The organism is Pseudoalteromonas sp. SG45-2 (assembly GCF_014164115.1).
GTDB classification, from domain to species: domain Bacteria; phylum Pseudomonadota; class Gammaproteobacteria; order Enterobacterales; family Alteromonadaceae; genus Pseudoalteromonas; species Pseudoalteromonas distincta.
Genome location: NZ_JACJEO010000002.1, coordinates 125,197 through 138,125 on the forward strand (window position 1 = coordinate 125,197; position 12,929 = coordinate 138,125).

Below are 12,929 nucleotides of genomic sequence, written 5' to 3' on the forward strand. Positions count from 1 at the left end.
TATTTAAAGTAAATAAAGTTATAAAATACGGCAAATTACATTTTGCTCTTTACTCTATTTGTTGCAACGCTGTTGGCTGGGTCGTCTGGCCAAAAATGTTTAGGGTAGCGGCCTTTCATTTCCTTTTGCACATCGCGGTAACTGCTAGCCCAAAAGTGGGCTAAATCTTGAGTAAGTTGCAATGAACGTTTACCTGGCGATAGCAGCTCCATAAGCAATGGCAATTTACCATTGGCAAGCATAGGCGTACTGGTCAAGCCATAAACTTCTTGCATACGCACGCTTAGCTTTGCGGGGCCATCAAGTTGGTATTCTATCTTTATATTTGAGCCACTGGGCACCGTTAAGCGCAAAGGTAACAAAGCTTTTAACGTGGTTTGTTGTTGCCAATCAAAGCAGTTTTGTAATGCTTCAAAGTAGTTAAACTTTTTAAGCTGCGTGAGCGTTTTAATATCTTCTAAAAACACGCCTAGCCACTGCGCTGCATTTTGAATAAGTTGTTGCTCGTTTATTTGCGGGAATTTATCGGGCATTAAATTACTTGCTAGGCTCATACGTATCAGCAATTGTTGCGCATCAGGTTGCTCGTTAAATAAAGCAAAACCGTGTTTAGTAAATAAGCTAAGCCACGCTTTAGCACGCTCGCTCTTATCTAGTTTTTGTTTACTAGGCTGGCTGCTGAGCGTTATAGCCCCGAGCTTTACTTCATCTTGGTGAATAAAGCGCGCTGATTTTTCATCAAACTCACAACGAGTAAGTTCACTAAATAAATGCGGTAAAAATTCTTGTAACTCAAATGGGTTAAGCGCGGTGGCTGCAAATATACGCCCACCTTTGTGCCCGCCCATGGTTGCTATAGCTAAGTAATCGTCGTTGTGCCAGTAATCGGCATTTAACTCAGCACCAGCACCATTGGCAAGTAAATAACCATTACCACGTTTTTTAGCGATGCGATCGGGGTATGCCAATGCCACCAGCAAACTTATATAATGCGTATTTAATTCGCTGTTTTCGTCTTTTACTTTTAAGCGGCTTTGCCAATATTTTAACTGTTGTTTAAATACCGGATGCGGACGTTGCTGCTGGCTATGCAGCGCTAAGCTCAACTCGTTTGCACTATTTACTCGGCTCTCAAGTAATGCCACTAAATAAATAGCGAGCCTAAAAATACCAGGGAGTTGTTCATCAAGTATTTGTGCTTTTAATAGCATATGCGCCAAACGAATATCAGCACCAAAACCTAACATTTTACTGCCAAGCGGTGTGAGCTTACCCTTGCTATCAATAGCTTCTAGCATGTTAAGCAGGTTACTTGCTTGCTCACATTGTTGCTCAGTGGGCTTATCGAGCCAGGTTAGCTCATCAATACTGGCTCCCCACTGCTTTGCCTCAAGCATAAGCTGGCTTATGTCTGACGTGAGTATTTCGGGATTGTCGTGGCTATTACGTCGCTCAAAGGTTTGCTTTGAGCCAATTCGATAAACAATACCCGGCTCTATTCGTCCTGCACGCCCTGCACGCTGCACAGCAGACGAGCGCGATATGCTTTGTGTTGTGAGCTCTGTAACCCCTGTTTTTAAATTAAAGGTCGCTGCACGGCGCTTGCCGCTGTCAATTACAATGCGTATGCCTTCAATAGTTAAACTGGTTTCGGCTACATTGGTGGTTAGCACTACTTTGCGCATGCCGTTTGGTGTGGGAGCAATAGCAGCTTGCTGATTAGCTTTATCTTGCTCGCCAAATAGCGTTGCAACTTGGCAGTTACTTGGTAAATCGCTCAGTGCTTGTTGCACGCGTAGTATCTCAAACTGCCCAGGTAAAAACACCAATACGCTACCTGTTTGCTCATTAAGTGCTTGTTTTATTATGTTAGGAATTGCATCAAGCCAGCGGCTTTCATCTTTTATGGGTATGTATATTTCGTCTATTGGGTAGCTGCGACCGCTTGATTGAATTACAGGGCAGTCAAAAAACGCTGTATAGCGCTCTGTATCTAGCGTTGCCGACATAAGCATAATGGTTAAATCTTCACGCAGCGCACTTTGGGTCTCGAGCGCAAAGGCAAGTGAGGTATCGGCTGCAATTGAACGCTCATGAAATTCATCAAATATCAGTAAATCAATATCGCTTAATTCGGGGTCGTTTTGCAACATGCGCGTTAACATGCCTTCGGTGACTATTTCGAGGCGCGTATTAGCGCTTGCTTTACTCTCGCCCCTAATCCGCAAACCCACACTTTGCCCAACACTCTCGTTTTGGCACTTTGCTAAGTAACTTGCAATATTACGTGCAGCTAAACGGCGAGGCTCTAGCATTACAATACGTTTAAAATGCCCGTCACGCATTAGTTGTAGCGGCAACCACGTAGATTTACCCGCACCAGGCGGTGCTTGTAATAACGTAATAGGATTACTTTGTAATGTAGTAACGAGTTGTTGATATATGTCTTGAACCGGCAGCACAGCTATTTACCAAAAATTGCTTTGTGTGCATTGTAACAAAAACCAAAAATAAACGCGCCGCTAAAGCTATGTGGTTATAAAGGATTTAATTAAGGGTTACATAATCAGAAATAATTACAGACCGCTCTGTACATTTTTTAAGGATGTGCTCAAAAAATTAATTATTACTGCCCCAATAAAAACATAACACCATGATTATAAATGAAAAATAAAAATTTAACTTATTGGTACACGCCTTGCTCCTTTTATACTGAACGTTAATTAAATCTAAGTAAGGAGAAACTTATGAACAGCGATCGTATGAAAGGTAATTGGAACGAACTTAAAGGTAAGGCTCAGCAAAAATGGGGCGATCTTACTGACGACGATTTAGATAAAATTGAAGGTAGCCGTACAGAGCTAGTGGGTAAAATCCAGCAGCAGTATGGTAAATCTAAAGAAGAAGCAGAGCGTGAAGTTGATGAGTTTGAAAAAACTCACTAATCGCTAACTTCTAAAAAAACCGCCATTTTGGCGGTTTTTTTGTTTAAGCTGTAGGTTATTTAGTTACGCTTTTAGCTGGTCACCTATTGGTAACTGCCTAATACGCTTTCCACACGCTGCAAAAATAGCATTACATAATGCTGGCGCATAAACTGGTGTAGATGGCTCGCCTACCCCTGCTGGTGGTGCATCGCTTTGTACAATTTCAACTTCAACTTCAAGAGGTGAGTCGCTCATACGCGGTACGCGATAATCATGAAAGTTACTTTGCTGCACGCGGCCTTTATCAAAGGTAATACCATCGCTGATTGCAGTTGTAATCCCATAAATAGAGCCACCTTGGGTTTGGTTTTTAACGGTGTCGGTGTTTACAACCGTACCCGCATCAATGGCAACCCACGATTTAATTACGTTTAAATCGCCAGCATCCGACACTTCTACTTCAACTACCGTAGCTACGTAAGTTAAAAAGCTTCTGTGTGCTGCTATGCCTAAACCTCGCCCTTTAGGAAGTTCTCGCCCCCATTTACTCATGTCAGCAACTTTTTCAATAACATGGCGCAGTCTGCCAATATCTAAAGGGTAAACCTCTTTATCGCCACCGTAATTATCGTATGTGGCATTTTGCTCAGTTACATCAACAATGCGACTCGGACCTATGGTGTCTAGTAAATAGTCTTTTTGGTCGCGACCGGCTTTGTGCGCCGCTTCGCCAATAAATGACTGAATAGCAAAGGCATGAAAAATATTTGATACAGAGCGCATCCAACCAATTCGTGCTTTGGCTTGCGCATCACCGTTTTCTAACTTCATGTTAGGTGTGTTAATTGGGTTATCGGTAAACCCTAAGCGTAGTTCAAAGCTTCCTGGCGTAGTCGCCCCTTCTGAAAAGGTAGACGTAATTGGTGAAAACGCGGTGCGGTGTAAATAAGATTCTATAGCGCCATTTTTATCTAGCGATGCTTCAATATGCTGAGCCGAAACAGCATGGTAAAAACCATGTTGTATGTCATCTTCACGCGTCCATTGCACACGAATAGGTTTGCCTACTTTCATTGAAAGGTAAGCTGCTTCTGCTGAAAAGTCAGGTTTTGACTTACGCCCAAAGCCGCCTCCTAACATGGTAACGTGAACATTAATTTTGCTCTCATCCATGCCAAGCATGGCAGCCACTGTTTTCATATCGGCTTGTGGATTTTGCGTAGCAGCCCATATATCAACACTGTCTTTGTTGTACATAGCTGTTGCACACGGCGGCTCCATCGGTGCTTGAGCAAGATGCGGTGCGTAATAATCAGCTACGAGTTTATTGCTCGATTTAGCCAACACGCCCATGGCATCGCCTTTATCACGTATGTTTGCCTGTGGAGTTTGTACTGTTTGTAATAATGACTTTTTAAATTCTTCTGAATTGTAATCGCCATTTTTGCCATCATCCCACACGACTTTTAATGCTTTACGCCCTTGCCATGCAGCCCATGTGTTTTTAGCTATAATTGCAATACCGCCTTTTGGCTGAAACTGCGGCGCGCCTTTTGGTGCAGGTATTTCAATAACATCTACAACGCCGTTTATCGCTTTTGTAGCACTGGCATCAAACGACTTAACAACACCGCCTACCACTGGCGGACGTTCAATTATAGCCACCAGCGCTTTTGGTTCGCGTACATCGGCTGCAAATATTGCTTTACCTGTTACTAAATCGGCTAAATCTATGTGCGCCATGCCAGTATTAATGTAGCGCCATTCTTTGCGTGTTTTAAGTGTTAGTTTGTCAGCTTCTGGTGGCGTTATTGTAAGCGCTAAGTCGATTAAATCTTTATAAGTAAGCGATTTACCTGAGCTGTGTGTAACAACGTGTTGATTAGCAGTACAGGTCTGCGGGTCAACGTTCCAATACTTAGCGGCAGCATGCTGCATCATGTAACGTACACTTGCGCCCATTTCACGCAGGCGCTGCATGTTGTAGCGAATACTGCGCGAGCCATCGGTATTTTGATCGCCGTATTTAGGGTCGCCCTTACCCTGAATAACAATAACCTTATCCCACGCGGCTTCCATTTCATCGGCAACTATTTGTGCAATCGCGGTGCGAATTTGCTGACCCATTTCAGAGCGATGGCAGGTTATTTCAACCATGCCGTCTGGGCGCAGTGCAATAAATAAGTTTGCGCGCTTTGCTTGCTCAGATGGCTGCTCTAACACACCCGCAAGCGCTCTTGGCGCACTGCCTACAAAATAAGTACCAAGTACCAATGCACCTATTGCGCTAGTTTTTAAAAACTTACGGCGGTTTAAATCAAAGTATTTGTTATCTTGGTTCATACTTCTTCCCCTTGTTCATTTGGGTCAAAATATTGAACACTCGCCATTGTTTTAGCAGCTGATTTAATTGCTTTATGAATACGCGGGTATGTACCACAACGGCAAATATTTCCCGACATATTACTTACTATTTCATCGTCGGTTGGGGTTGGGTTTGCAGCTAATAAGCTTGCAGCTTGCATCATTTGGCCGCACTGGCAAAAACCACACTGCGGTACTTTATGCTCAACCCATGCTTGTTGTACTGGATGGTCGCCCTGCTCGCTTAACCCTTCAATTGTAGTAATTGAACGCCCTGCTGCAGCCGCTACAGGTAATACACACGAGCGCTGAGCTACCCCATCAATATGCACGGTACACGCACCGCACTGTGCCATACCACAGCCAAATTTAGGCCCAGTTAAATTTAATTCATCTCGAAGATACCAAAGCACCGGCGTTGACGGATCGCCTGTAAACTCATGTTTATTACCATTAACGGTTAGCGTGATCATATTTAACTCCTTGGCAAAGCGCTTTAAAGGAATGCCTTGTTGCGCGAGAACGGTTTGAATACTTGCTACTTTTTTAGCCTACCACTTAGGATTGATTTATTGAAATTTTTATCGGTAAGTGGCTTTAATAAGCTTTGGCAAGTCGCTAAACGTTAAAACCGCCCTATGGCGGTTTTATTTATAAGTTTAGTTAGTGCTAATTTAACCGCGGCCTGTGCATGAATTTGCGTGGTATCGTAAAGTGGCACGGTTGTATGTTGCGGCTCTACCAATAAAGCAATTTCAGTACAGCCTAAAACAATGGCCTGTGCGCCTTTTTCAAACATACGCTCAATAATATTTATAAACTCAGCTCGGGCTTCATCATTAATAATACCTTGGCATAACTGATTGTAAATTATGTCGTGAACACGCTCTCGCTCATTAGGCTCGGGTATTAACACTTCAATGTTATGCTTATTGGTTAACCGCCCTTTGTAAAAGTTTTGCTCCATTGTAAATTGCGTGCCCAGCAACCCTACTCGCGTTATTTTATCGTGTTTTAACTGATCTGCGGTAGCATCGGCAATATGCAAAATAGGAATACTAATATTACTGGCGATATGGTCAGCCACTTTGTGCATGGTGTTTGTGCAAATAAGTAAAAAATCAGCCCCACCAGCCTCTACCGATTTAGCCGCCTCGGTAAGTAACTTAGCTGTTTGTTGCCAATCACCTTGATGCTGCAGCGTTTCAATTTCGGCAAAATCAATACTCACCATACAAATTTTGGCACTATGCAGCCCGCCCAATGAGTGTTTAACGCCTTCGTTTAAAGCCTTGTAATAGCTGGCTGTTGACTCCCAACTCATACCACCGAGCATACCAATCGTTTTCATAAAATTGCCTTGTTTAAAGTGTTTAAGAGCAAGCCAATTGCTACACAGCTATACGACAAAACAATAAGCTAAAATACCTGTAAAGTCTTGTATAGCGCCCCCCTGACTCATTATATTTTATTCTGCCTTGCTGTTTTTCTAACTATGAGGTGTTGACTTAACAACGAATTTTTCGAATACACAATTTAGTGGGAAATAAATTACCAAATAAATAGCTAGGAAAAGAAAAAACTCTAAATAAAAAGGTAGATCTTTTAGGTTTATTATTGAGTCAGTTAAATAGCGACTAACAAACGATGTAATGAATGCAGATAAAAATATAACAACTAAGTTTGAAGTTTTTTTCTTCATGTAAATCCTTTTTTAAAAAAGACTGATAGCTTAACCATTGTAATTATTGTGGTTAGTTCCGCCTAGCACGGGAGTTTATACATCGATTAATATTTCACTAAACAAACTATTTGTAAACTACTAAGTTCCTACAATAGAAAAACGAGCCTATTTTGGCTCGTTTTTCTTTTACTGATAGCTGACAACTAAAAACTAACCGCTGCTCTTTTACTCTGGCTCATACCCCAAATTAGGCGATAGCCATCTTTCAGCTTCTGCTAGCGTCATATTGGTTCGTTTAGCGTAGTCTTCTACCTGATCCTTTTGCACAGCTGCTACGGCGTAGTATTTAGCCTCAGGGTGTGAAAAGTACCAACCCGAAACAGCAGCACCTGGCCACATGGCGTACGAGCTGGTTAGCTGCATGCCAATGCGTTTTTCGGTGTCGAGCAACTGCCAAATTTTCTTTTTCTCGGTGTGCTCTGGGCACGCAGGGTAACCTGGCGCTGGACGAATACCTTGGTAGTTTTCGCGTATTAGCTCATCGTTTGCTAGGTTTTCGTCTGGTGCAAAACCCCAATACTCTTTACGTACTTTTTCGTGTAGGTATTCTGCAAACGCTTCGGCGAGCCTGTCGGCAACCGCTTTAACCATTATTTTGTTGTAATCGTCTTGCTGTGCGTCAAACGCATTTGCTAAGTCGTCCTCTTCTAGGCCGCCCGTTACTGCAAACGCGCCAAAGTAATCAGGCGTGCCTTTTGGTGCTATGTAGTCGGCTAGGCAATAATTAGCAAAGTCGGTTTTTTCGGTTTGCTGGCGTAAATGGCATGAAGTAGTTAATACTTCTTTGCGTGTTTCGTCGGTGTATATTTCTATGTCATCACCCACGCGGTTAGCCGGGAATAAACCAATTACACCAAGTGGTTGCAAACTGCCTGCTTTTTCAAGGTCGTCTAACATATCGTTAGCGTCTTTAAATAAGCTTTGCGCTTGCTCGCCTACTACTTCATCGTCCATTATGCGCGGGTATTTACCGGCAATTGACCACGTCATAAAGTATGGCGTCCAATCTATGTATTTACGCAAAGTAGCAATTGGTACATTTTTAAACTCGGTCACGCCCAGCTTTTTAGGCACTGGTGGTGTGTAGTTATCCCAATCAAGCTTTGCTGCGTTATCGCGTGCGCGCTGGATTGTAACAGGCTTAGAGCGTGGTTTTTTACGCGCTTGTTGCTCGCGTACTTTTACATATTCAGCTTTAGTTTTAGCTAAAAAGTCAGGTTTAATGTCTTTTGATAGTAAGTTTGAAACCACACCAACTGCACGGCTTGCGTTATTTACATACACAACGCCTTTGTCATATTGCGGCTCAATTTTTACTGCGGTGTGCGCTTTAGAGGTAGTTGCACCACCAATGAGTAGCGGCAGTTCAAAACCACGGCGTTTCATTTCTTTTGCTACGTGTACCATTTCGTCAAGCGATGGGGTAATTAAGCCCGATAAACCAATAATATCGGCTTTTTCGTCGATGGCGGTTTGCAGTATTTTATCGGCAGGTACCATTACGCCTAAATCAATAACTTCATAGTTATTACATTGCAGTACCACGCCTACAATGTTTTTACCTATGTCGTGTACGTCGCCTTTTACGGTCGCCATCACTATTTTACCATTGGTTGAACCTTCTTCTTTTTCGGCTTCAATAAATGGGTCTAAGTAGGCTACGGCTCGTTTCATTACGCGCGCCGATTTAACCACTTGTGGTAAAAACATTTTACCTGCGCCAAATAAATCCCCTACTACGTTCATGCCATCCATTAACGGCCCTTCAATTACGTGAATAGGTTTATCGGCAGCAGCGCGGCACTCTTCGGTATCTTCATCTATAAAGGTAGTAATGCCTTTTACAAGCGCGTGCTCAAGGCGTTTTTCAACAGGCCATGTGCGCCATTCTAAATCTTCTACTCGCTCGGCTTGTGCCATACCAGAGTATTTTGGTGCAAGCTCTACTAAACGCTCGCCTGCACCTGGGTCTGTGTTAAGTATTACGTCTTCAACGGCTTTACGAAGCTCTTCTGGGATGTCGTCGTAAACGGCGAGTTGCCCTGCATTTACAATGCCCATATCCATACCCGCTTTTATGGCGTGGTATAAAAATACCGAGTGAATAGCTTCACGTACTGGGTTATTACCCCTAAATGAAAACGATACATTTGACACCCCGCCCGACACTTTACAGTGCGGTAAGTTTTGTTTAATGCGGCGTGTGCCTTCAATAAATTCTACTGCGTAGTTGTCGTGCTCTTCTATACCGGTGGCTACGGCAAATATATTAGGGTCGAATATAATATCTTCTGGTGGAAAACCAATGTCTTCTACTAATATTTTGTAGCTGCGGGCACATATTTCATATTTGCGGTCTGCTGTATCAGCTTGCCCGTCAGTATCAAACGCCATTACAACGGCAGCTGCACCAAAACGTTTTATTATTTTAGCTTGGCGAATAAACGGCTCTTCGCCCTCTTTTAGCGATATAGAGTTAACAATGGCCTTACCTTGAATACACTTTAGGCCTGCTTCTATTACTTCCCATTTAGAGGAGTCGACCATAATGGGTACGCGTGAAATATCAGGCTCTGAGGCTATTAAGTTTAAAAACTTAACCATCGCGGCTTTTGAGTCCAACATGGCTTCGTCCATGTTTATATCAATAACCTGTGCGCCATTTTCTACTTGTTCGCGGGCCACTGTTAGCGCGGCTTCAAAGTCTTCTTCCATGATTAAACGTTTAAACATGGCAGAACCGGTTACATTGGTACGTTCGCCGACATTAGTAAATACTGCTATTTGTTGGGTCATGTTGGCTCCTTAATTTAAGTTACAGGCTTCAAGGCCTGATAAACGCATGCGTACTTCAAGCTCTGGCAATTGGCGTGGTTTAACGCCCGCTAGACCTTTTGCAAAAGCACGAATATGCGCAGGCGTGGTGCCACAACATCCACCTACTATATTAATAAAGCCCGATTTACCCCAATCGATAATTTCGGCTGCCATTTCAGGCGCTTCTAAGTCGTATTCACCAAACTCATTAGGCAAGCCCGCATTAGGGTGTACCGATGTAAAGGTTTCGCACACGCGCGAAAGCTCTTCTACATATTGGCGCAGTAAATCAGGGCCAAGCGCGCAGTTTAAACCAATCGAAATAGGCTTAATATGGCGAATAGAGTTATAAAATGCTTCGGTTGTTTGCCCAGAAAGCGTACGGCCAGAAGCGTCAGTAATAGTGCCCGAGATCATAACTGGTAATGTGCGCCCTGCTTGTTCAAAGGCTTCTTCTACACCAAACGAGGCGGCTTTTGCATTAAGCGTGTCGAATATAGTTTCGATTAGTATTAAATCGGCGCCGCCTTCCATTAATGCAAGGGTAGACTCTACATACGCAGTAACTAGCTTATCAAAAGTAACGTTTCGGTAACCCGGATCGTTTACGTCTGGCGAAATTGAACACGTTTTAGATGTCGGCCCTAAAACACCGGCTACATAGCGCGGTTTTTCTGGCGTTTTAGCCGTAAATTCATCGCAAATTGCGCGTGCTAATTTAGCCGACTCTAGGTTTATTTCACGGCTTAGGTTTGCCATGTCGTAATCTTCCATCGAAATAGTGGTCGAGTTAAACGTGTTGGTTTCGATAATATCGGCGCCCGCTGATAAAAAACCACGATGAATATCAGTGATTAAGTCGGGCTTGGTTAGGCTTAATAAATCGTTATTACCTTTAATTAATACATGCCAGTCTTTAAAACGCTCTCCGCGATAGTCTTCTTCTTCTAGCTTATGATCTTGGATCATGGTGCCCATTGCGCCATCTAAAATTAAAATGCGTTCTTTTAATGCGGCACTTATTTCGGCTTGCTTATTATTTGTAGGCGCGTTATTCGGCATAGTTGTTAGTCCTCACGTCTTGGCTAACTAAATTAATATCATACGGTGTGGTTTGGTACACGTAGTAATTTAACCAGTTCGAAAAAAGTAAAAAAGCATGGCTTTGCCACGTTTTTGAAGGTTGTTTGGTTGCATCGTCATCCGGAAAGTAATTTTCGGGCTTTGGTGCATTAGGGCTTTTTTTACAATCGCGCTCGTATTCTGCTTTTAGCGAGTCGGCGTCGTACTCTGGGTGGCCGGTTATAAACACTTGACTACCCGATTTATTTTTAAGTAAGTAAGCCCCTACTCGCTCAGAACCTGCCAGTACAACGAGTTCTTCACAGGCGTTTATTTTATTTATATCAATATGGCCGTAGCGTGAGTGCGGTACCAAAAAGGTATCGTCGAATCCGCGAGTCAGTGCGCCGTGATCAAAATAACACTGGTGAGTAAATACGCCACACAGTTTATCGTCTTTTAAATCGCGTTTTAAATTGTAACGGTGATATAACGCTGCATGCGCTGCCCAACACGAAAATAACGTAGAGGTAACGTGTTGCTCAGCCCAATCAATAATAACCTTTAACTCATCCCAATACGCTACATCGTCGTATTCTAAATGCGCAAGTGGCGCACCGGTTACTATTAACGCATCGTAATTGTTGTCTTTAACCTCAGAAAAGTAACGGTAAAAGGTATCAAGGTGCTCTTCTGAGTTGCTGCTACTGCGGTGAGTGTCGAGGCGCAGTAGTTCTACGTTTACTTGCAAAGGTGAGTTGGCAAGTAAGCGAATAAACTGAACTTCGGTTTCTACTTTATTAGGCATTAAGTTTAAAATAGCCAAACGCATTGGGCGTATTTCTTGCGTTTTTGCACGACTTTTTGGCATTACAAATACGTTTTCTTGACGTAAACGTGCAATTGCCGGCAACTCGTCTTTTACTGTAATTGGCATACTTTACTCCTGCTCATAAAAACCGAGGCTTAATTATGAACTGAAAGTAAAAAATATCAACCTCTAGATGTATAGATGTCCAAATGAAATTATTCATGATTTTTTTAAGACTTACTAAAAGTTATAGATGAGGGGCAGTGCATTTATATTGAAGTACTTTGTTTTAGTGAATTGAAATAGCGCCACTAAAATCAGTAGCGCTATTATAATTAAAAACGATAATTTACAGATAAATTAAGAGCGTAAATATCGCCTTCATTTGTATCAAAATATTGGTATTCAGCACTTACTTGCCAGCGTTGAGTTAGCCTAAAGTCAATGCCGGTTCCGTACGTTACGCCGCCTTCGTCGTAGTTTTGCTCAGTTATTAGCGTAGAATTTGTATCTGTGCCAGTTATTGATTCTGCAAGGTTTTTTAAGTCGCCTTCATTGTAACTTAATTTATTTCTACCATAGCCACCAAATAAAAACACATCAGCTCGAGATGAAATTGGATAATTAGCTTTTACAAATATACTTGTTTGCAAATCAAGGCTTGAATCGATTTCGCTCTTAATGAATTCTGAACTCAGCGAACCGTCCTGTGGGTTCTGAGTGTAAACAATTCCGTTTAGAGGCGTTGACTCATCATTTAACCCAAAACCTATACGCCCTTCTAATGCAAAGTAACGCGAAAACTGATATCCAAACCGGCCGTAAAGCGTTGTAAACTGTATGCTATCACTCTCGTATACATCAATTTGCGTAGACCCTATGCCTATTCCTTGGTAATAACCATTTACGTGGAGTATGTCTGCTTGGCTCGAAAATGAGTATAAACCTAAAAGTAATGCCCCTAACCTTGTAACTATTTTCATGTTCATTCCTTTAAACCTTTGTAATATTTAATAATGTGATGTTTAACAACAAACTAAGTGTGGCCTGCCTATATAACTTGCTTATACTTTACAGCTTGTAAATATACTGTACCACTTTTGTTAAAAATGAAATGTATTTGAACAATATAAAACAATAGATTACAGAATTTTACACAATAGAAATCCTGTAATAGTAGTGTTTTTAACGAGCAATCAAAACA

The 12,929-nt window shown here is 42.3% G+C and carries 9 protein-coding genes; 1 reads left to right on the forward strand and 8 read right to left on the reverse strand.

Going from position 1 to position 12,929, the window contains the following annotated elements:
* Nucleotides 1–35: 35 nt before the first annotated feature.
* Nucleotides 36–2,462 carry an ATP-dependent helicase HrpB gene (hrpB, locus tag H5116_RS01780; protein ID WP_182715424.1) on the reverse strand — a complete coding sequence of 809 codons (2,427 nt, stop codon included), beginning with the start codon at nt 2,460–2,462 and terminating at the stop codon, nt 36–38.
* Nucleotides 2,463–2,747: 285 nt separating this feature from the next.
* Between hrpB and H5116_RS01785 the strand changes: the two genes are divergently transcribed.
* Nucleotides 2,748–2,945: a CsbD family protein gene (locus tag H5116_RS01785; protein WP_002958133.1), complete on the forward strand. Its 198-nt coding sequence runs from the start codon at nt 2,748–2,750 to the stop codon at nt 2,943–2,945.
* A 63-nt stretch (nt 2,946–3,008) separates the two neighbouring features.
* On the opposite strand, the gene H5116_RS01790 is transcribed toward H5116_RS01785, so the two are convergent.
* From H5116_RS01790 to H5116_RS01820, 7 genes are all read right to left on the reverse strand, one after another.
* Nucleotides 3,009–5,270 (reverse strand): xanthine dehydrogenase family protein molybdopterin-binding subunit, encoded by a 2,262-nt coding sequence (locus H5116_RS01790; protein ID WP_182715425.1) that lies wholly within the window; start codon nt 5,268–5,270, stop codon nt 3,009–3,011.
* Nucleotides 5,267–5,764 carry a (2Fe-2S)-binding protein gene (locus tag H5116_RS01795; protein ID WP_182715426.1) on the reverse strand — a complete coding sequence of 166 codons (498 nt, stop codon included), beginning with the start codon at nt 5,762–5,764 and terminating at the stop codon, nt 5,267–5,269. The genes H5116_RS01790 and H5116_RS01795 overlap by 4 nt, the downstream gene beginning before the upstream one ends.
* A gap of 152 nt (nt 5,765–5,916) precedes the next feature.
* Nucleotides 5,917–6,642 carry an aspartate/glutamate racemase family protein gene (locus tag H5116_RS01800; protein ID WP_182715427.1) on the reverse strand — a complete coding sequence of 242 codons (726 nt, stop codon included), beginning with the start codon at nt 6,640–6,642 and terminating at the stop codon, nt 5,917–5,919.
* A 558-nt stretch (nt 6,643–7,200) separates the two neighbouring features.
* The gene (gene metH / locus H5116_RS01805) at nt 7,201–9,831 is read right to left on the reverse strand and encodes a methionine synthase (RefSeq protein WP_182715428.1); all 2,631 of its coding nucleotides are present in this window, start codon (nt 9,829–9,831) and stop codon (nt 7,201–7,203) included.
* A 9-nt stretch (nt 9,832–9,840) separates the two neighbouring features.
* A complete protein-coding gene (locus tag H5116_RS01810; protein WP_024605362.1) occupies nt 9,841–10,914 on the reverse strand; it encodes a homocysteine S-methyltransferase family protein in 1,074 nt (357 codons plus the stop codon).
* A complete protein-coding gene (gene metA / locus H5116_RS01815) occupies nt 10,904–11,851 on the reverse strand; it encodes a homoserine O-succinyltransferase (RefSeq protein ID WP_002958117.1) in 948 nt (315 codons plus the stop codon). The genes H5116_RS01810 and metA overlap by 11 nt, the downstream gene beginning before the upstream one ends.
* 209 nt (nt 11,852–12,060) lie before the next feature.
* On the reverse strand, nt 12,061–12,708 hold the full coding sequence (locus H5116_RS01820) for a porin family protein (RefSeq protein ID WP_024596549.1): 648 nt from the start codon (nt 12,706–12,708) through the stop codon (nt 12,061–12,063).
* Nucleotides 12,709–12,929: the final 221 nt, after the last annotated feature.